A 20,070-nucleotide genomic window follows, 5' to 3' on the forward strand; every position below is an offset into this window, starting at 1 on the left:
CCGAGTCAGTCCGCCCAGGACTCGATGATCGATCGCGCGATCGAGATGGATCCGGGGACGAGCAGTCGTGCGCCGGGTTCCCTCGCCGACCAGTCGCCGACCTGCAAGGCGGCGCGGACCTCGTCGCGGGTGAACCAGTGCGCTTCGGCGATCTCGCCGTCGGAGAACACGAGTTCCTGGGTGGGGTCGCCGACCGCGGCGAAGCCGACCATCAGCGAGCGCGGGAACGGCCACGGCTGGCTGCCGAGGTAGTGGATATCGCGCAGGTCGACGCCGACCTCCTCGCGGACCTCCCGTTCCACGCAGTGCTCCAGCGATTCGCCCACTTCGACGAAGCCGGCCAGCAGCGAGAACATCGTCTCCGGCCAGCTCTGCTGACGGGCGAGCAGCACGCGGTCGGCACCGTCGTGGACCAGGCAGATCACCGCGGGGTCGATCCGCGGGAATTCTTCCTCGCCCGTCGCGGTCAGCCGCGACCAACCGCCGCGCGCCGGCGTGGTCGCCGTGCCGTCGCCACCGTGAAACCCGGCCCGGTCGTGCCAGTTGAGCAGCGCGTACGCGGTGGACAGCAGCTCAGCGGTGAAGTCGTCGACGGCGCCGAGGGTCCGCAGATCCTTCAGTGTGCCGTCGAGGTCGTGCGCACGAACCGCCCATAGGTGACTGCCATCGACGACGCCGAGGAAAACCGCGCCGGCGCCGGGCTCCTCGGCAACCGAAACAGCCGCGTCGAGGATGATCTTGCCGCCCTCCACCCGCACTTTCCCGCGCGCGTCGATACGCAGGATCTTCGCTTTCCCCCACCCTTCGCGCAGGGCTCCGGGATCGAGCCGGGCGTTCTCCGCCCGGTCGATGGTGGAACGTGACAGCAGCGGAACGTCTTTCAGCCGGAACGACACGATGCCGAGCATAGTGTGCGCCGACGGGACAGCGTTCTTCAGCTGCGCACGGCCGGAGCGAAGGTGGAGGTACGCATAATGGGCGCAGACGCGACAGCGACCCTCAGCAGCGAAGGCGGGGGGTACGCCTCGGGCGTGGCGACTTACTTTCCGGCGCGACGGATGTAGAGCAGTTTGTCGCCCGCGTCGAGGGCGTCGACCTCGGGTTCGCCGACCCGGATCAGCGCGCCGTTGCGCACCACACCGAGCACGATGTCGCTGAGATGGCGCGGCGATCCGCCCACTTCGCTCGCCTCCACCTCGCGCTCGGCGACGGCGAAGCCCTGCTCGGGGGTGAGCAGGTCCTCCATCATCTCCACGACGGTCGGTGTGGTGGTGGCGATACCGAGCAGCCGACCCGCGGTCTCCGAGGACACCACCACCGAGTCGGCGCCGGACTGACGGACCAGGTGGGTGTTCTCCGCTTCGCGGATGGCCACGGAGATCTTGGCCGTCTTGTTCAACTCGCGCGCGGTGAGCGTCACCAGCACGGCGGTGTCATCGCGATTGGTGGCGACGACGACGGCGGAGGCCCGCTGCACGCCGGTCAGCCGCAGCACATCGGATTTGGTCGCCGAACCGTGCACGGTCACCAGCCCCGCGGCAGCGGCGGCCTCGAGTGCGACGGGGTCGGTATCGACCACCACGATGTCGGACACCTGGATCCCGTCACCGACCATCGCATCGATCGCGGTGCGGCCCTTGGTGCCGTAGCCGACGACGACGGTGTGATTACGCACGGTGTGCCTCCATCGCTGAATCTTGAATGCCTGCCGCGACCGTTCGGTCAGCACGCCGAGAGTGGTACCGACCAACACGATGAGGAACAGGACGCGCAGTGGGGTGATGACGATGATGTTCACCAACCGTGCCGACGGGGTCACCGGGGCGATGTCGCCGTAACCGGTGGTCGACAGCGACACCGTCGCGTAGTACATCGCGTCCAGGAACGACAGCTCGTCACCGGTGTTGTCGCGGTAGCCGTGGCGGCCGAGATAGACCACTGCCGCGGCGGTGAACAGCAGTGAGATCGCGAACAACACACGACGAGTGAGCGAAACCCACGGGCTCGACTGCGCCGCCGGGATCCGCAACAGACCGACCAGGGCGTAGTCGGGACTGCTGCTCAACCCCACCGGGTTGCGCGTGTCACCGAACATGCTGCTCCTGTAATTTTGGCGGCTGGCGCCGCTGGTTTTCGGCCTGGGAACCTTGATCTTCCCTCCCTACGGGCACTCCTTCGTCGCGCCCTTCGGTCAGTCCAGATCAAGGCGGCCGAAACCCGGCGGCTGGCGCCGCCGAGTGACCGGCCTAGTCGAACTCGAGCTTCCCTCGCCAGGGCACTCCCTCGTCGCGCTGACAAACATCAGGCGACCCAGGAACCCTAGGTCTGTTCGGATCGAGGCGGCAGAGAACCGACGCAAGCGCCACATCATTCTCGGGCCTGTGCCTCAGGAGGTCATCCTTCGGCGACCGCAAGACTATCGGCTCAGTTGGCCTCATGTGGATCGGTGTCGGTGTTTTCCGGCGCGGCGTCGCGGATGAGGCGCTCGAGTTCGGCTGGGCCTGCCAGTCGCTCGGGGGCGATGGTGCGGCCGGAGCGGATGTAATGGAATGCGGCGCCGACGCGTTGGAGCATCCGGTCCTCGGTCTCGCCGGTGCGGGCGGCCATCAGGCGGGCCCAGGCGAGGCGGTAGACGGCCAGCTGCATGGCGACGGCGGGCTCGTCGGCGGGGCCGGGTTCGGCGCCGGTCTTCCAGTCGACCACGATCCAGCGGCCACCGGGTTCGGCGAACACGGCGTCCATCCGGCCGCGAATCACCGTGCCCGCGATGCTGGTTTCGAACGGCACTTCCACGTCGACGGGGTTGCGGTGCGCCCACGGTGAGCGGCGGAACGCGGACTGCATGGCGGCGAGCTCCTGGTCGGCGCGGCCCATTTCGGTGGTGCTGTCGGCGGCGCCGGGCAATTCGTCGAGGCCGAGCAGCTGTTCGGTGCCGAACCAGGATTGCACCCAGGCGTGAAAGGCCGTGCCGCGCCGGGCCATCGGGTTCGGGGGGTACGGAAGCGGGCGGCGCAGCCGAGCGGCCAGCCGGGTCGGGTCGGCGCGCAGCTCCACCAGTGCGGTGGCGGGGAGTTGGCCCGGCAGCTCCACCTGTTGTTCGGCGAGTTCGGCCGCGGTGAATTCGGCAAGGAGCGCGTCGACGTCGTTGACCCAGCCTTCGGGGTCGTCGATCCCCACCTGATCGCCGGAGGTGCTGTCGGCAACTGAGGTGCCGCTGCGCAATTCGTCGAGCGCTTCGCGGACGAGCGTGGCGCCCTGCTCGATGGGGTCGCGGCGGTTGCCGAGCGGGTCGCGTGGCCATGGGGCCGTCGGCGGGTTGTCGGCGAAGGGGTTCACCGCGTCCGGCGGTGGCTTATCGTCCCAGCGGGCGATGGTGGCGACGCCGAAGGCCTCGCTGCCCGGGTTCTCGTTCGCCTCTTTGAGCTCTAGCAGGAAGTCCGACGGGCCCTTCTGCGAGGTGCCGGTCTCCGGCCAGTAATAGGCCGAAACCAGCAGCACCCGTTCAGTTCTGGTGAGAGCCACATAGAACAGGCGGCGTTCTTCGTCGAGCCGGCGGCTCTTGAGCGCGTCCTTGTGGTCGGCGATCGCGTGTTCGAGTTCGGAGCGGTCCCCCACGGCGCTCAGGTCGAGCACGGGCACACCCTCGGACGCGTCCGGCTGCGCACGGTCGCCACGCAGGGTGGTGGGGAGTTCGGTGAGTGCGCCGAGCCAGGTACTCAGGGCGGTGGTCGAGGGAAATACCGTCGCGCTCACGTGCGGCACCGCGACGACCTCCCATTCGAGGCCCTTGGCAGCGTGCACGGTGAGTACCTGCACCCGATCGCGCGCGACCTCGACTTCGCCCGGCTCCAAACCATTTTCGACCGACTCCGCCGCGGTGAAGAAGGCGAGCAGGCCGCTCAGTGATGCCCGGGAATCAGCCGCGTACCCCGCGACCACCTCGGCGAAGGCGTCGAGGTGCTCGCGCCCCGCGCCGCCACCCGCGATCGCCCGCCTGGCCTGGGTCTCGACCCCGACGCCGATGGTCCGCTCGACATCGGCGACGAGTTCGACCAGCGGCTGCCCACTGCGCTCCCGCAGTGCGGCCAGCTCCTCACTCAAGGCCGCGATCCGCGCGAACCCCGCTTCTGAATACTGGTCCGCCGCACCGGGATCGGCGATGGCATCGGCGAGACCCGCCCGCTCGGTCGGCTCGGGCGCGACCTCACGCAGCGCCGTAGCGAGTCCGGCGGCATCGGTGATGGCGTCGGCGGCACCCGACACGCTGCTGATGGACAGCATCTGCGCACGCCGCGCCAGCGCGGCCAGATCCGTCACCCCGATCCGCCACCGGGCCCCGGTGAGAATCCGGACCGCCGCACTCCCGGTCCCCGGTTCGGCGATCAACCGCAGCGTGGCAACGATATCGGCGACCTCCGGCGTCGCCAGCAACCCACCGAGCCCGACGATCTCGACCGGTAACCCCTGTTCACGCAGCGCCTCGGCGAGCGGTGCCGCATCGGCATTGCGCCGGATGAGCACCGCCGAAGTAGGTGGCGGGTCTTCGTGCTCCCGCGCCGTCGCCCACTCGCGCGCGATCCGCTCGGCGATCCAGTCCCGCTCCTGCGCGATGGTTTCGGTCAGCGCGAACTCGACGACTCCCGCATGCGATTGCGGCTTGGCCCGCAACGCGTCGACCGTCGCCCCACCGGCCGCCCGCGCCACCCTCCGTAGCGGATCGGCCACCAGATTCGCCAACGCCAGCGCTTCGGGCGGATTGCGCCAACTGGTCAGCAGCGGCAGCACCGGCGCGGGAATCCCTGGCGCAGCGGGGAAGTCGGTGGCGAACCTCGGCAGGTTGGCCGCCGAAGCACCACGCCACCCGTAGATGGATTGCATGGGGTCACCTACCGCCGTCACCGCGAGGGCACTGTCAGACGCGCGCCCACCGTTCGGTCTGCCATCACCGAGACGACCACCGGCAGGACCGTCGGTCGCCGGCTCACCCCGACCACGCTTACCGGCCCCCGGCTCGCCGACAGAGTCACCACCGGGCGACAGGTGGCCAACCCCCACGTCAGCGCTTCCCTGTTCGGCGACGCCAACCTGCGGGGATGGCGGATCATGACCGTCCACCGCGAACAGGGTGTCGGCCTCGTGCGCTCGGGTCGGCCGCGCATCACCCCGAATCCGAACCGGCTTCCTCGGCCGATCCTGTTGCACCGCTTCGGCATCGCCGAACAGCGCCGAGAGCAGCACACGCTGGGCGTGCCCGGTGTCCTGGTATTCGTCGAGCAGGACCAGCTTGAATCGAGCGCGTTCGGCGGCGGCGACTTCCGGATGGTCGACGGCGAGCTGCGCGGCCAGCGACATCTGGGAGCCGAAATCCAGTGCGCCGCGCCGGTTCAGGGCGTCGGCGAGCTGGTGGACCAGCGGCAGCAGGGCGACGCGCTCACGCTGCGCGGTCACCACGCCGACCAGCGCCTGACTCGGTCCGCCGCGTTGACGTGGACCGGCGGGCAGCGTGTAGACGAGCTTCTCCAGCTCCGCGTGCGCCTCGGCCAATTGCTGCGGTTCCACCAGGTGTTCGGCGAGCTGCCCGGACAGGGCCAGCACCGCCTCGGTCACCGAGACCGGGGTGCGGTCGGTGTCGAGATCACCGTCCCAGGACCGCACCACCTCGTGCGCGAGCTGCCACAGCTGGGTCTGGGTGAGCAGCGCCGCCGAGGGCTCCACCGGCAGCAACAGCCCGTGTGCGGTGAGCAGCCTGCCCGCGTACGAGTGGTAGGTGCTGATCTCCGGCTCGGCCCCGGCGACGATCGTGCGCAACGCGCCGCTGGGGTCGATCTCGCGCAGCAGTGGCGCGCCGGCCAGCCGTGCCAGCCGCGTACGAATACGAGAGGTCAACTGCTGGGCGGCTTTTCGAGTGAAGGTCAGCCCGAGGACCTCATCCGGGGCGACCAGCTGGTTGGCCACCATCCACACCACCCGCGCGGCCATCGTCTCGGTCTTTCCCGCGCCCGCGCCCGCGACGACCAAGGTCGGCCCTGGTGGCGCGGCGATGACCGCCGACTGCTCATCGGTCGGGGGTGGCAGGCCGAGCGCGTCGGCCAACCGCTGCGGGGTGACGCGCACGCCGCTCACTCGTCGGTCACCTGCCGTCCGGTGTCCTGCACCGGGCAACTGCCCGCGACCGGGCAATGCCTGCAGCCGTCATTGCGCACCGCCAGATAGCCGGGCCCGCGTGTCGCGTCGGCCGCATCGTGAATGGTGGTGCGCCACTGGTCGAGTCCGTCGCTGTCGAGCGCGCTCTGCGTCCGCTCGGCCGCGCCGGTCTTGCGGTTCGATTTGGCGACATAGACCAGCCGCGCGCCACCGGGGTCGACCACCGCAGTCGGCTCGTCCGGCTCTTCCTCGTCCAGGGCGCCATGGGCGGCCGCCACCTGGTAGGTCGCCAGCTGAGCGTGGTCGGCCACCGCCTTCTCACTGACCGGCGTCTTGCCCGTTTTCACGTCGACGATGACGAAGCGCCCCTGCGCATCCCGTTCGAGCCGGTCGATGCGTCCCCGAATCCGCACGGCCCGTGCGCCTTCCGTACGTGCGGGCAACACGCAGTCCACCGGCACCTCCACCCCGGCCTGGGTGAGCTCACCGCGCGTGCTGCGCACCCAGGCGAGGAAGGTCTCCAGCATCGTCTCGGTGCGGCGCAGTTCCTGTCGCGAATGCCAGCCGTCGGCCGGGTCGACCGTTTTCCACGCCTGGTCCAGTGCCGCTCGCACCTGCGCCTCGGGGACATCGCCTGCCAGCGCCTGCACGAGGGTGTGCACGAGGTTGCCCTTCACGGCGTGCGGGTTGTCGCCGTCGGTGCCGCCGTGCCGTTCCAGCGCCCACCGCAGCGGACAGGTGCGCAGCAGTTCGACCGTCGACGGTGACAACCCGATCGGCGAATCGTCGTCGTCCCAGAGTTCGCGCTGCGAGCTGAGTTCGGCGGTGCCGTACCAGTCGCCGGGGTCGGTGCCCGGCACGCCCGCGTCGGCGAGCCGCGCCAGCTGACGTGCGGCCCGGTCGCGACGGTCGGGATCGGCCGCGGGATCACACACCACCCCGCGCAATTCGGCGACCAGCGCGTGCATCACCAGCGCACGCCCTGGATCGGCGACGGGCAGCGCGCCGGGTTCGCCGCTGTCGTCGTCGCCGACGAGTTCGGTGAGAAACCGCGACGGCACCAGATCCTGGTCTCCCGCAGCGGATTCGACCGCGGTGACCAGCAATGACCGCCGCGCCCGGCTGCACGCCACGAGCAGCAGCCTGCGTTCCTCGGCCAGGATCGGCGCGGCCCGGCTCACGGTCGCGCCCGGATCGACCCCGGCGACCAGGTCGACGAGATCCTCGGTGTGCAACAGCGTGCCCCGCGAGCGGGGGTTGGGCCAGATGCCCTCCTGCACGGCCGCCACCGCCACCACGTCCCATTCCCGGCCTGCCGCGGCGTGCGCGCTGAGCAGTGTCACCGCGTCCCCCTCGGCGGTGAGCGGTCTGCCCTGCTGCGGAAGTTGCTGGTGCAGTAGGTATTCGACGAAGCCGTCGATGCTCGCTTTCGGCAGCCGGTCGACGTAAGCGGCTGCGGCATCGAACAATTCGACGGCCGCGTCGAGGTCGCGATCGGCCTGCATGCCCGACGCTCCGCCGCGCCGCGACTGCCGGAACCAGCGCCGCTCCAGCCGCGAATTCGTCCACAACGTCCACAGCACGTCTTCGAGACCCTGTCCCCTGGCCTGGGCCTGTTTCGCCTTCGCCACCGCACGCAATACGCGACGCAGCGGCGCGGCTTCGACTTCGGTGAGCCCGTCGAGCAATCGCTGTTCGCCGACGCCGACGATCAGGTCGCGCAGTACCTCGGCGGAGGATTGGTCGATCAGCGGCACCGCGGGCGCTTGCGGGCGTACGACTTCCACGACGGTGTTCGCGGCAGGCGGGTTCTCGACATCGAGAAGGTCGATATCGTCGGGCAGCCGCTCGGCGATATCCCAGTCCGGTTCGGGTTCCGGGCGCAGCGGATCATCCGGGTCGGGCGGCGGCAGCCATTCGTCGTCGACCGGATCCGGTTCGGGCTCAGGCATTTCCGGCGCGGGCGCGACCTCTTCCCAGAGCAGGAACTGGTCGGCGCCGTCGGCGAAGGGCTCGGCGAGCGCGCCCGTGCGTTCCAGGTCGAGCACGCTGCGCCGCACACCGCGGCGCAATCGGCGCAGCGCGATCTGGTCGGCCCCGCCGAGTGGTCCGGACAGCAGATCCATCGCATCGTCGGGCGAGAACATCGCATCGATCGCCCGCCGCGAACCGGGCCGCGACGAATCCCCTGCCAACAGCACCCGCAACGCGAGCACCATCCACGCCGCCCCACGCCGCCGCGCCAGTGGCTCGGCCACCGCGGGCCTGCGTACCGGCACCCCCGCCGCCAGCAACGCCCGCCGTAACGGCGCCAGCGACAACGGCACCGACCGCACGATCACCGCCATCGCCGACCACGGCACCCCATCGGTGAGGTGCGCGCGGCGCAGATGATCCGCGATGAGCGCCGCTTCCTTGGCGGGCGTCGACAGCACACGCACCCGCACGCTCGACTCGTCGACGGGCGGCAGGTCCTCCGGCGGCACCCATGACTCGTCATCCGGCGGCGGTTCATCGAGCGAATACTCCGGCCCTGACCACACGTCTGATTCGTTTCCAGGCGGCAGATCGTCGGATGTGGTTGCCCGGTGCGATAACTCGCCATGATGCGGACCCGCCGAATCGTGTCCGGCACGATCGGTTCGGTCGCCGGGTGCGAACAGATCGATGTCACCCGGAGCCGAAGTCTCGCTCGCTACCGGCTGTCCCCAGGTTTCGGCGGGCTCGGGTGCGTTGTTCTCCTGTCCCGGTAGTACCCGGTGCCGTGCGCTGCCTGGCAACCTCGCCGCGATGCGAGCGTTCGCCAAACGAATCGGCGCACCACTGCGATGGTTGTGCCGCAGGATGATTCGACGCTGCGCGACGGTGTCGAGGTCGGTGAGGAAGTGTGAATCCGCGCCGCGGAAGGTGAAGACCGCCTGGTCCGGGTCGCCGGTGATCACGGTGCTCGCGCTGCCGCTGCCGATGGCGCGCACGAGCGTCGCGGCCTGCGGGTCGAGGTGCTGTGCGTCGTCGACGAGCAGGAAGCGAATCCGATCCCGTTCACCGGCAAGCAGATTCCGGTCGCCGGCCAGGGCGTCGAGAGCGGCACCGACCAGTTCCGCGGCATCGAGGGCGGGCGCGGTGGCCTCCGGCGCGGCGACACCGACCGACCAGCGCAGCATCGAGGCCTGTTCGTAGCGCTGGAAGAACCGCCCGGCCGCGACCCACGCGTCGTTGTCGTGTTCCCGACCGAGCGCCATCAGGTCTTCTGGCCCGAGTCCGCGCTCGGTAGCGCGCAACATCAGATCGCGCAGTTGCTCGGCGAACCCACCCAATGCCAGCGCGGGCTGCAATCGCGGCGGCCACAGTCCGCCTGCCCCGTCTTCGATGTCGGCGAGATCTCCCCGCAGCATCTCCCGGAGCACCGCGTCCTGTTCCGCGCCGGTGAGCAGCCGCGGCGGCGGATTGCCGTGCAGGTCGGCGTGCCGGCGCAGCACCGAGAACGCGTAGGAGTGCAGTGTTCGCACCATCGGCTCCCGGCTCGCGCCCGGAATACCACCCGCGGCGGGCCCCAGCTGGTGGGTGATCGCATCGCGCAGAGCGGCGGCGGCGTGCTTGGTGTGGGTGAGGACCAGCACCGATGCCGGGTCGGCGCCGTCGGCGATCCGCGCGGTCACCAGATCGATCAGCAGCGCGGTCTTGCCCGTGCCCGGCCCGCCCAGCACCTGCCACGGCCGCCACCCTGGACGGAGCGGCGCGGGCTGGGCCTGCTCGGCGAACAGCGCGCGGACGGACGCACCCCAGGCCCGCGGCCGGGGCGCCCGCGTTGTCCGGCGCACGAGTCGCACCGAGCTATCCGATCGCACCACATCGGCTATTGCAACAGACCAGTCCGACACACCGGCGCACCACTACCGGGGGGACACGCTGCGCGACCGGGCGCGACCGGCCAGAATGGCAGTTGTGTCGTCGCTTCATGTGCACCGATTCGGCCCCGCCGACGGTCCCGTCGTCCTCGCCCTGCACGGTCTCACCGGCCACGGCAACCGGTGGGAAACCCTCGCCACTGAGCACCTGCCCCAGGCCAGGATCATCGCCCCCGACCTGCGCGGACACGGCCGCTCCACCTCACTGCCGCCGTGGGATTTCGACACGATCGTCGCCGATCTCGCGCAGCTGCTGCGCGCCGAGACCGACGGCCCGGTCGTCGTGGTCGGCCATTCCTTCGGCGGCGCGACCGGCATCCATCTGGCCCGGCAGCATCCCGACCTCGTGCGCGCGCTCGTCCTGCTCGATCCCGCGATCGGCATCGACGCGAAACTGATCGAGCAGATCGCCCTGGCGAATCTCGCCTCCCCCGATTACACCGACCTCGCCGAGGCCCGCTCCGATAAGCAGGTCAGTGCGTGGGGACCCGGCGAGGTAGATCCCGAGATCCTGGAGCGCGAGTTGGCTGAGCACCTCGTGCCGACCGAGGGCGGCCGGGTCGGTTGGCGCATCTTCCAGCCGGCGATCACCTCGTACTGGGGTCAGCTGGCGCGACCGTTCGTGCTGCCGCCAGCCGATCTGCCGACGGTGCTGGTCCGCGCCGCCAAGGTGCAGCCGCCGTATGTCACCGCGGAGTTCCTGGCTGCCCTCACTTCTCACCTCGACACCTTCACCGCCGAGGTCTGGGACTGCGACCACATGGTCGCCCAAGCCCGCCCCGCCGACACGGCCGCGCTGATCGCCACGGTCCTCTAGCCCGATGGCCGTCACGACGGAGGAACAGGTGGAGAAGGTCCGCGAACTCGTCGCCGCGATTCCACCGGGCCGCGTCTGCACCTACGGCGATATCGCCGCGGCGGCCGGGCTGTCCTCGGCTCGCACCGTCGGCTGGATCATGCGCACCGACTCCGCGGACCTCCCCTGGCACCGCGTCATCGGCGCCAGCGGCCGCCCCGCCGCGCACCTCGCCACCCGTCAGCTGCGGCTGCTCACCGAAGAAGGCGTTCCGATCGTCGACGGCCGCGTCGTCCTGCGCACGGCGCGACTCTGAGCGGCTATTGGCTGCGCGAGCACCGGCGTCACGCCTACTAGCATGACTTTCGTGCCGATTACCCGATCCAGGATCATCCGATGACCACCGCCGATGCCATCGTGCTCGCCGGTGGGCGAGCCAGCCGGATGGGTGGGGTCGACAAACCGGCGATCGTGATCGGTGGTCGCTCGATGCTCGACGCGGCCTTGGCTTCGGTGCGCGACTGCGCCGAGGTCGTCGTGGTCGGACCGCATCGTCAGCTCGATCCCCGGTTCGGGCAGGTTCGTGAGGTGCCGCCGGGCTCCGGCCCGGTCGCGGCGATCGGCACCGGCCTCACCGCACTCGATTCCGCCGCGCCCTGGGTCGTCGTGCTCGCGGCCGACATGCCCTTCCTCACCGACGAGACCGTCCACGAATTGCTGCGCAGCGCAACCGAATCCACCGCTGATGCCGTTTTCGCGATCGATGCCGCCGGTCGCCCGCAGTATCTCGTCGGCGCATGGCGGCGCAGCGCGCTGGTGACAGCGCTGGCCGGACTGGATTCGCTGGTGAACCAGCCGATGAAGGCCATCGTGCCCGCCGAGACGATCCTGGTCGAGCTGCCCGATATCGCTGATTGCGATACCGAGGACGAAGTCCGCCGCGCCCGCGAGTCCTTGGCCACCGACCGCGCGTCGACCCGCCTCGACCTCACCGAAGCGCGCGAACGTATCGGCACCGGCCTGACTCCCCTGGTCGCCTACGAGGCCGCGCTGAGCGAAGTCCCCGCCGCCGCACTGGCCGCACCGATCACCGCCGCGGGCCCACTGCCCCGCTTCGACGTCTCGGCCATGGACGGTTACGCCGTCTGCGGCGACGGCCCGTGGCAGTTACGCCGCGACGTCGGATTCGCGGGCGGCGCGAGGCCGGAGGGTCTCCGTTCGGGCGAAGCGGTGCGCATCGCCACCGGCGCCCACGTCCCCGACGGCACCACGTCGGTCCTGCGCGACGAATTCGCCACCATCACCGGCGACGAACTGACCCGCCTGCCCGACACCCCGATCCGCGGTGATGTCCGAAAGAGCGGCGAGGACAGGAAGATCGGCGACCTCGTGGCACCGACAGGCACGCGAGTCACTGCGGCCCTGCGCTCGGCCGCCGCCTCGGTCGAGGTCACCACGGGCATCGTGCGCGGACCGGTCCGCGCACGAATTGTCATGACCGGCGACGAAATTCGCAGCACCGGCCCCCTCCAGACCGGCCAGACCCGTGACTCGATCGGCCCCGTCCTGCCGGATCTGCTCACAGGCTGCGGTGTTCGCGTCATCGACCGTGTCCACCTGCGCGACACCGCGCACGGCTTCGACGACATGCTCACCGACACCTCCGATTTCGACCTACTCGTCGTCGTCGGCGCCACCGGCGGCGGCGCGGCCGACCAGCTCCGCACCGCCATCGCCCGAGCCGAAGCCCGCATCCTGGTCCCCCGACTCGCTTTGCGCCCCGGCGGTTCCACCGTCGTCGCCGAGCTCCCCACCGGACCGACCATCCTCGGTCTCCCCGGCAACCCCTTCGCCGCGATCGCCGTCCTCCTCGCCCTGACCCCCGCGATCGTCGCCGCCCGCACCGGCTCCCCCCTCCCCCGAAGAATCCTCGGCCCCCTCCACAACGCCGCCGAGATCACCGCCCCGGTCCCACGCATCACCCCCGCCCGCTACGCCCCCGACGGCGGCTGGCTCGGCGACCCCCTAGTCCGCACCGCCCACCTGGCCGGCCTCATAGACCGCGACGGCCTGGTCATCGTCCCCCCGGATGCCACCGACGGATCAACCGTCGAGTTCCTCCCACTCCCCTCCTGACCGAACTCTTGCCAAGCCTCGTGAATATGACCGAGATCGAATACCCCACATTCGACACAATTCTCGAGTAGGCACAGAATGGCGGAGTCCGGATTATCCGGACCGATGGATCCCAGGCACTGACACGCCGCATTCACGCAGGTAGGAAACCTATTTTTGCCTCAGGTCTACCCTCGCGCCGTATTGGTGCTTATTGTTGGACGAGTCAGGCGTGGGACGCCCCGCACGCGAGGTGGATTGCGTCGGACAGTGCGTTGAAGGCTTTTGAAACCTTTATCCCTCGGAAAGGACCGTGTGGAGATGGCTGACAAGTCTAAAAAAGCACCGAAGAAGATGCCCAAGCAGATGCCGCGCCAGCAGCAGGAGCAGCGGCAGGAGCAGGGGCAGCGGCAGGAGCAGGACTCGCAAGGGATGACGCGAGCAGGCCAGGACGATCGGCGTGATCAGCAGCGCCGCCCCGGCCATCACTGAAATACGTGTGTCGACGAGCCGCCGGTATCGCTACCGGCGGCTCGTCCACGTCATGCCCCGATGCTCAGTCGCGCGCCTGCCCCGGATCCGTCCCGCCCCCGCCGCGCCGTCGACGGATCGGGAACGGGCACCGCGTCGACCAGGCGGCGGGTGTACTCCCGAGCCGGTGCGGCGAATACCGCGCGCGCCACGCCGGTTTCGACGATCCGGCCCTGCCGCAGCACCACAACCCGGTCGGCGACCTGGTGCACCACGGCCAGATCGTGACTGATGAACAGGCTGGCGAAGCCGTATCCGGCCCAGGATTGCTGTCTTGCCTGTCGCACGGAACTCCCGACGATCACAGCCCGCAGTCGCGACAGAGCGCCGCGTTGTCTCAGCCGCTCGGACATGTGGTGACAGATTCGGGGTCTGTTCACACGTAGGCCCATGAGTCCGGGCACGCCCAGGTCGGATACCGTTTACGGGCCGCAATCGCAAGCGACCTGTAAGGACAACCCCGATGGACGACAGTTCCCTGATCTGGGACGACGGTGCGCTCGTCACCATCGACCAGCGCGGACTGCCGCACGAGGTGCGGGAACTGCGCCTGCGCACCGTCGACGAGATCATCGACGCGATCACGACCCTCGCCATTCGCGGCGCTCCGGCGATCGGCATCGCGGGCGCGTTCGGTGTGGTCATCGCCACCAGGGCACACACTCGCGACGGTATGCCCGGCGCGGCGGATCGCCCGACCAACGGTGTGCCCGGCAAGACGGGTGGCTCGACCGACGGCGTCCTCGATGACGGGGGCAGCCCGGTCCACAGCGTGCCCGGCGAAACCGGAATCCGCGCTCGCGGTGTGGTCGATGTGGCCGCGGTGCAGGCCGAAGCCGACCGCATCGCCGCGGCGCGCCCGACGGCCGTCAATCTGGCGTGGGCAGTCGACCGGGTACGTGCCCGGATCGCCGACGGCGCCGATGCGGTGCTGGCCGAGACCCTCGACTTGCTCGCCGAGGACGGTCGGGTCAACCTTGCCGCCGCCACCCATGCCGCCGACCTGGTGCAACGACTGTGCGGTGAGCGTCCGCTCCGGCTGCTGACCCACTGCAATACCGGCCGGCTGGCGACCAGCGCGTTCGGTACCGCGATCGGCGCGCTGCGGGTGCTGCACGAGCGCGGCGCCGTCGAGGACGTGATCGTCGACGAGACCCGCCCGCTGCTGCAGGGCGCCCGGCTCACCGCGTGGGAACTGGCCGAGGCGGGCATCCCGCACCGGCTGACCATCGACTCCGCCGCCGCGTGGGCGATGGCGACCGGTCAGGTCGACGCCGTGCTCGTCGGTGCGGATCGGATCACCGCCAATGGCGATGTCGCCAACAAGATCGGCACCTTCACCCTGGCGCTGGCCGCGCGCCACCACGGCATCCCGTTCATCGTGGTCGCCCCGGAGTCCACCCGCGATCCCGCGATGGCGACCGGCGCGCAGATCGTGGTGGAACAGCGGACTGCCGCCGAGGTCACCGGATTCGGCGGGATCGCGACAGCACCGGCGGATACCGCGGTGTTCAACCCGGCTTTCGACGTAACCCCTACCGACCTCGTTACCGCTGTGGTCACGGAAAACGGTGTGGTCTACCGGAATTCAGATGAGTTCGACGAGGAAGGCAGTGCTACCACGGCTGCCACCACTGCGAACACCGGCGGCACGCGGCCCTTCGCCGTACCGGGCCGGGCAATCCCCGCCGCCGCAGCGGCCGAAGTCGGCACCGTCGACCGGACGCAGCGCTTCCCCGAGCAGAGCCAGACGATCGCCGCACACGCCGCCGAAGTGGCCGCAGACCACACCCTCCAACGCTTCGCCGAGCGGGGACGGGCGATCGCCGACACCGCACACCAGCTCTATGGGCGAGGCTGGATGCCCGGCACCGCGGGCAATATCTCGGTCCGAATCGACGATGACGCGTTGATCACCGCCAGCGGTCTGTCCAAAGGTGAACTCGGCGCGGACGATACGGTGCTCGTCGCGATCTCCGACACCACACCGCGCCCCGGCCAGAGCCGGAAACCGTCCGCGGAGACCAGCATTCACACCGCCGTCTACCGCACCCGCCCTGCCGGTGCGGTCGTACACGTGCACTCCCCGTTCGCCACCGCGCTGGCAACCACCGCCGCGCGGCCCGGCGCCGCGGTAACTCCTGTGCGGATCACCGGTTTCGAACTGCTCAAGGGATTCGGCCTCGCCGACCCGTCGTCGGTGGCGATCCCGGTGTTCCCGAACTGGCCGGACGTCCCACGCATCGGCACAGACATCGAAACCTATCTTCGCGAAAACCCTGATGCCCCACCGATTCTGCTCATTACCGGGCACGGGATCAGCACCTGGGGTGACACACTTGCCCAGGCGCGTGATCGCGCCGAATGCCTGGAAGCCCTGTGCGAGTTGATCGCCCGCACCGGACGTACCGACGCCACGCCTCTCGAGATCGGACCGACATGACCCTGCTGCAAGTGATGGCCGCCGACAACGCCGCCGACGTCCGGGTGCGCACCACCGACCCCACCGAGATCGGCGCCGAGCTGGCACAGCACGGTATCGCCTACTCGCACTGGGACGTGCTCGCCGACGCCGCCGCCACGGACTCCGACACCCTGCTCGCCCACTACGGCCCGCAGATCGCCGAACTCAACGCCTCGGGCCGCTACGAACACATCGACGTCGCCCGCATCCACCCCGACACCGGCAACCCGGAGTGGCCCGCCACGGCCGCCGGCGCGCGTGCGAAGTTCCTCGACGAGCACCGCCACGCCGAGGACGAGGTGCGCTTCTTCGCCGCCGGCCGCGGCTGCTTCTACCTGCACGTGGGCGATGCCGTGCTCGCGACGGTCTGCGAAGCGGGCGACCTGCTCTCGGTCCCCGCGGGCACCCTGCACTGGTTCGACATGGGCACCACCCCCGACTTCATCGCCATCCGCTTCTTCGAGGAGGCCGACGGCTGGGTCGGCGACTTCACCGGCGACAAGATCAGCGCGGGCTTCCCGACACTCGACGAACTGCTCGCGTGACCCGCGCGATCGTCCTCGACATCGAGGGCACCACCAGCCCCACCGACGCGGTCCGCACCGACCTCTACGGCTACACCTCAGCCCACCTTCGGGCCTGGCTGTCCGAGAACACCGACGGCACAGCAGATTCGGTGATCGTCGCAACCCGCGAACTCGCCGGTGAAGCCAACGCGGGAACCGACCGCATCGCCGAAATCCTGCGCGGTTGGCTGGAATCCGACGTCAAAGCCGAACCACTCAAGACGGCCCAGGGCGCGATCTGCGCCCAAGGATTCCGCGCGGGCGCACTGCACGGCCGCTTCTTCGACGACGTGGCACCCGCGCTGAAAGCGTGGCACGACGCAGGCACCAAGCTCTACGTCTACTCCTCGGGATCCGAACGCAACCAACGTGATTGGTTCGCCTTCGCCGACGCGGGCGATCTGTCCGGCCTCATAGTCGACCACTTCGACCTGGTGACCGCAGGCCCTAAACGCGAGCCGACGTCCTACGAATCCATCGCCGAACGCATCGGCGTCCCCCCGCCGGACATCCTGTTTCTGTCCGACCACCCGGATGAACTCGACGCCGCGGTCACCGCAGGCTGGCAGGTCGTCGGCGTGCACCGCCCCGGCGAGCCCAACCCCCCACGCCCACCCCATCTTTGGGTGAGCTCCTTCGCCGACATAGACGCCGACCGACACCACCTATGACGAACCCGGAGCGCGACGCTGCTCAGCCGACCTGAGCCCGGACCGCGCCCAGCGCCCCACGCTGCACCGTCCCGAACACCCGTCGCGCGTGTACCGCGACCGGGCTCGTCGACCATGGTGCCAGTGTGGTGGTGAACATCAGTTCGCACCAGGACAGGGCGGGGATCTCGCCGGCGGCGAGGGTGGCGATGAGGGAGAGTTCGGTGTCGTGGCCGAGCCAGGCCGCGACCAGCCAGGAGGCGTCGAGGCGGCCGAGGAATTCCTCAGCGTCCTCGGGCGGGCCGTGCGGGGTGTCGACAGCGAGGTGGACGACGGCGGCGACGGCGTGACGCATCTTGGCGTCCATGCCGACGGCGTCGTGCAGCAGCAGACTTTCCAGTGCCGAGCGCAGTTCCATCGAGGGATCGATTGCCAGTTCGTGCATGTCGAGCCTTTCCTGTGGTTCGGACTGCTGGTCGAGGCCGCCGGTGATCGCCCGCAGCGTCGGAATCGTCTGTGGTACCTCTGGATCGACGAGATCGGTCAACGGGCCCGATGTCCAGTCGAGCCTGCCGAACGCCTGGCACCAGTCCAGTGCCGGATTGTCTTCGGTGACAACCAGATCCAGGGCCAGCCCGGCCATCGACGCGGTGCAGGCCAGGGTGATGGCGTCGAGCCCCTCCTCGCTGACCGCCAGGTGCAAGGTCACCTTCTCGACCCCGGTGTCCTCGCGTGCTCGGCCCGCGAGCCAGATCGCGCGGCCCGCGGCACCCATGGCGGCAGCGAGCTGGTCGCCGCGCGGATGGTCGGCGTCGGCGTCGATGAACGGGCCGTACCAGATCGCCCTGCCCTCCGCGTCGCACACCGCGAATGTCGCCGACACGCTGTCACCCGCGGCGGCCAGACTTATGTGGGCATCCTGCCCCTGCTCCGTCACCCTCATCAATATCCCCGTTTTTCCGATTCGAGCCGATTTTCGCCGACGCCTCCTATCCAATCGGTCATGAACAGACATGTCCACTGGGCGCGCACAAATATTTGTCCCCAGTTAGGTACATACACTCGCCAGTGAATTCACAGAACCGGCCGTACACCGATCAGGCGATGCCGCATTCGGTCCGCAACCGGGCGAAATCGACTGATTCGCTTGTATGTTTCGACCATGCCCTTCGTGCACTCCGATTCTGTCAATATCCATTTCCACACCGATGCCGTCCATGGTCCGACGCTGCTGCTCGCCCATGGATTCCTCATGGACGAATCCATGTTCGACCCGATCCGGAAGGTACTGGCGCACACCGATATCAATGTCGTCACCTGGGATGGGCGTGGTCACGGCCGGACCGGATACGGCGACAACCCCGGTTTCGATTATTGGGATCTGGCCACCGACGGCCTGCGGGTGCTCGACGCACTCGGCATCGAGAACGCGATTGTCGGCGGCGTGAGTCAGGGCGGTTACGCGGCACTGCGGATGGCGTTGCTCGCGCCCGAACGCGTCACCGGGCTGGCACTGCTCGATACCGAGGCCGATGCGTGCACCAGAGACGACGAAACCTTTTACGAGAACTTCTTCGACGAATGGTGCGACGGCGGCGCATTGCGGCCATTGGCGCAAGACCTCGCACCGCGATTGATCGGCGGCACCGATCCGGAGATCTGGCAGACCTGGATCACCCGCTGGCTCGCCGCCGATCGCACCGCGATCCGCCCGGCGGCCGACTGCCTGATCGGGCGCGATTCGGTCCGTGGGCGGCTCGGCGAGATCAGCGTGCCCGCTCTCGTGCTGCGCGGCGAACACGACCACAGCAGCACCGCCGACAAATGCACGCAATTGGCGGACGGGCTGCCGGGCGCGAACGGTGTGCGCACGGTGGCCGGCGCGGGCCACGGCTGCGCGCTGACCCATCCCGAGCAGGTCGCCGCGGCACTGGCCGCACTGGTCACGGCCAGCGCCCCGGACGCCGTCCAGTCGGCGGCGGTCGTCGGAATCTAGTGGTCGAGACCGCGAACACCCAGGTAGTACTGGATGCGGCCGGGATAGGCGACGGAGTCGAGCCGGAACAGCTGGACGTCGACGGTGTAGTTCTCGCCGGTGTGCAGATCACACAGCCGCATGGCGGTGTGCTCGCGCCCGTACGCGGTGTCGCCGTCGTCCCATGTGCGGCGGAAGTCGCGATATTGCGCCAATTCGTCGAGCAGTTCGGCAGCCCAGTCACCGCCGACCTGCTGGCCGATCAGGCCGCGCAGCCAGTGCACGGTGAGCGTGGACTCCTTCTCCCATTCCACCATTACTTTGCGCGAGAGCGGGTTGCCGAAGAACCAGCGCAGAATATTGACATCCTCGACCAGTCCAGGGAACGCGCGGTCGTAGGATTCGTTGCCCGCGAGCACGTTCCAGCGCGTGTCGACATAGGCCGCCAGATCGGGTTCCTGCAACGCCAATGTCCGGCGCATCTCGACGCTGATCTCGGCGCGCAGATCCTCGACTGTGGGATTATCGACAGGGGCGAGCCCGGCAAGATCGAATAGGTGTCTGCGCTCGATATCTGTCACCGGCGCGATCCGGTCGAGGTAGCGCACGAGCGCCTCGATCACCGCGCGCGTCGGCCGGTCTCTATCCCCACTCTCCAAATGCGTGATGTAACTGGAGCTGACCCCCGCCGCGAAGGCGAGTTTTTCCCTCGAAATCCGCCGATCGTCGCGAAGTCGCCGCAGCAATCCGCCGAGCGTCGGCGGTTTCGGCGGCCCATCGGGTCCGTCGAACGATGGCTTCGGTAGCACCCCAACCCTTCCTGTCTGCACAGGCCCATCCTGGACGACTGCTCGAGCTCGAACCAACCGCCGACCGGAAAAGATGCCGTTTCTTTATATTGGCGCCGCGCCATTTGGGTAG

Annotated in this window: 15 protein-coding genes; 8 read left to right on the forward strand and 7 right to left on the reverse strand. The window is 69.2% G+C overall.

The genetic code is table 11. The annotated features are described in order from the left end of the window. Positions 1-5 precede the first annotated feature (5 nt). From nudC to ACFWO8_RS00115, 4 genes are all read right to left on the reverse strand, one after another. Positions 6-899, reverse strand: coding sequence for an NAD(+) diphosphatase (gene nudC / locus ACFWO8_RS00100; RefSeq protein ID WP_378942898.1), 894 nt, complete (start codon positions 897-899; stop codon positions 6-8). A 140-nt stretch (positions 900-1,039) separates the two neighbouring features. Then, entirely contained in the window at positions 1,040-2,095 is a 1,056-nt protein-coding gene (locus ACFWO8_RS00105) for a potassium channel family protein (RefSeq protein WP_378940204.1), read from the reverse strand. A gap of 329 nt (positions 2,096-2,424) precedes the next feature. Then, positions 2,425-6,123 (reverse strand): ATP-dependent helicase, encoded by a 3,699-nt coding sequence (locus ACFWO8_RS00110; protein WP_378940206.1) that lies wholly within the window; start codon positions 6,121-6,123, stop codon positions 2,425-2,427. After that, the gene (locus tag ACFWO8_RS00115; protein WP_378940208.1) at positions 6,120-9,965 is read right to left on the reverse strand and encodes an ATP-dependent helicase; all 3,846 of its coding nucleotides are present in this window, start codon (positions 9,963-9,965) and stop codon (positions 6,120-6,122) included. The genes ACFWO8_RS00110 and ACFWO8_RS00115 overlap by 4 nt, the downstream gene beginning before the upstream one ends. A gap of 115 nt (positions 9,966-10,080) precedes the next feature. Here ACFWO8_RS00115 and ACFWO8_RS00120 point away from each other — a divergent pair, with 115 nt between their 5' ends. The 4 genes from ACFWO8_RS00120 (at position 10,081) to ACFWO8_RS00135 (ending at position 13,455) form a co-directional block, all read left to right on the forward strand. After that, positions 10,081-10,869, forward strand: a complete 789-nt coding sequence (locus ACFWO8_RS00120) for an alpha/beta fold hydrolase (protein ID WP_378940210.1) — start codon at positions 10,081-10,083, stop codon at positions 10,867-10,869. Positions 10,870-10,873: 4 nt separating this feature from the next. Then, positions 10,874-11,164, forward strand: coding sequence for an MGMT family protein (locus ACFWO8_RS00125; RefSeq protein WP_378940212.1), 291 nt, complete (start codon positions 10,874-10,876; stop codon positions 11,162-11,164). A gap of 80 nt (positions 11,165-11,244) precedes the next feature. Beyond that, positions 11,245-12,984: an NTP transferase domain-containing protein gene (locus ACFWO8_RS00130; RefSeq protein ID WP_378940214.1), complete on the forward strand. Its 1,740-nt coding sequence runs from the start codon at positions 11,245-11,247 to the stop codon at positions 12,982-12,984. A 300-nt stretch (positions 12,985-13,284) separates the two neighbouring features. Then, positions 13,285-13,455: a hypothetical protein gene (locus tag ACFWO8_RS00135; RefSeq protein ID WP_378940216.1), complete on the forward strand. Its 171-nt coding sequence runs from the start codon at positions 13,285-13,287 to the stop codon at positions 13,453-13,455. A 50-nt stretch (positions 13,456-13,505) separates the two neighbouring features. Here the strand turns inward: ACFWO8_RS00135 and ACFWO8_RS00140 are convergent, their stop codons facing one another. Further along, positions 13,506-13,781, reverse strand: coding sequence for a hypothetical protein (locus ACFWO8_RS00140; RefSeq protein WP_378940218.1), 276 nt, complete (start codon positions 13,779-13,781; stop codon positions 13,506-13,508). A 176-nt stretch (positions 13,782-13,957) separates the two neighbouring features. Between ACFWO8_RS00140 and mtnA the strand changes: the two genes are divergently transcribed. The 3 genes from mtnA to mtnC are packed head-to-tail and all read left to right on the forward strand — an operon-like array spanning position 13,958 to position 17,195. Next, positions 13,958-15,937, forward strand: a complete 1,980-nt coding sequence (mtnA, locus tag ACFWO8_RS00145; RefSeq protein ID WP_378940220.1) for an S-methyl-5-thioribose-1-phosphate isomerase — start codon at positions 13,958-13,960, stop codon at positions 15,935-15,937. Beyond that, entirely contained in the window at positions 15,934-16,503 is a 570-nt protein-coding gene (locus ACFWO8_RS00150) for an acireductone dioxygenase (RefSeq protein WP_378940222.1), read from the forward strand. The genes mtnA and ACFWO8_RS00150 overlap by 4 nt, the downstream gene beginning before the upstream one ends. Beyond that, positions 16,500-17,195 (forward strand): acireductone synthase, encoded by a 696-nt coding sequence (gene mtnC / locus ACFWO8_RS00155; protein ID WP_378940224.1) that lies wholly within the window; start codon positions 16,500-16,502, stop codon positions 17,193-17,195. Before ACFWO8_RS00150 ends, mtnC begins: the two co-directional genes overlap by 4 nt. 22 nt (positions 17,196-17,217) lie before the next feature. On the opposite strand, the gene ACFWO8_RS00160 is transcribed toward mtnC, so the two are convergent. Further along, a complete protein-coding gene (locus tag ACFWO8_RS00160; RefSeq protein ID WP_378940226.1) occupies positions 17,218-18,117 on the reverse strand; it encodes a hypothetical protein in 900 nt (299 codons plus the stop codon). A 219-nt stretch (positions 18,118-18,336) separates the two neighbouring features. Between ACFWO8_RS00160 and ACFWO8_RS00165 the strand changes: the two genes are divergently transcribed. Further along, positions 18,337-19,170: an alpha/beta fold hydrolase gene (locus ACFWO8_RS00165; protein ID WP_378940228.1), complete on the forward strand. Its 834-nt coding sequence runs from the start codon at positions 18,337-18,339 to the stop codon at positions 19,168-19,170. Here the strand turns inward: ACFWO8_RS00165 and ACFWO8_RS00170 are convergent. Beyond that, positions 19,167-19,979, reverse strand: coding sequence for a helix-turn-helix transcriptional regulator (locus ACFWO8_RS00170; RefSeq protein ID WP_378940230.1), 813 nt, complete (start codon positions 19,977-19,979; stop codon positions 19,167-19,169). The genes ACFWO8_RS00165 and ACFWO8_RS00170 overlap by 4 nt on opposite strands. Positions 19,980-20,070: the final 91 nt, after the last annotated feature.

This window comes from Nocardia sp. NPDC058480, assembly GCF_042720495.1.
Taxonomy (GTDB): Bacteria; Actinomycetota; Actinomycetes; order Mycobacteriales; family Mycobacteriaceae; genus Nocardia.

Bases quoted from the DNA above. Each gene is read 5' to 3' on its own strand.
- ACFWO8_RS00165 (WP_378940228.1), top strand. From the start codon at position 18,337: ATGCCCTTCGTGCACTCCGATTCTGTCAATATCCATTTCCACACCGAT.
- ACFWO8_RS00160 (WP_378940226.1), bottom strand. From the start codon at position 18,117: ATGAGGGTGACGGAGCAGGGGCAGGATGCCCACATAAGTCTGGCCGCC.
- ACFWO8_RS00105 (WP_378940204.1), bottom strand. From the start codon at position 2,095: ATGTTCGGTGACACGCGCAACCCGGTGGGGTTGAGCAGCAGTCCCGAC.
- ACFWO8_RS00125 (WP_378940212.1), top strand. From the start codon at position 10,874: ATGGCCGTCACGACGGAGGAACAGGTGGAGAAGGTCCGCGAACTCGTC.
- ACFWO8_RS00120 (WP_378940210.1), top strand. From the start codon at position 10,081: ATGGCAGTTGTGTCGTCGCTTCATGTGCACCGATTCGGCCCCGCCGAC.
- ACFWO8_RS00150 (WP_378940222.1), top strand. From the start codon at position 15,934: ATGACCCTGCTGCAAGTGATGGCCGCCGACAACGCCGCCGACGTCCGG.
- mtnA (WP_378940220.1), top strand. From the start codon at position 13,958: ATGGACGACAGTTCCCTGATCTGGGACGACGGTGCGCTCGTCACCATC.
- ACFWO8_RS00135 (WP_378940216.1), top strand. From the start codon at position 13,285: ATGGCTGACAAGTCTAAAAAAGCACCGAAGAAGATGCCCAAGCAGATG.
- ACFWO8_RS00130 (WP_378940214.1), top strand. From the start codon at position 11,245: ATGACCACCGCCGATGCCATCGTGCTCGCCGGTGGGCGAGCCAGCCGG.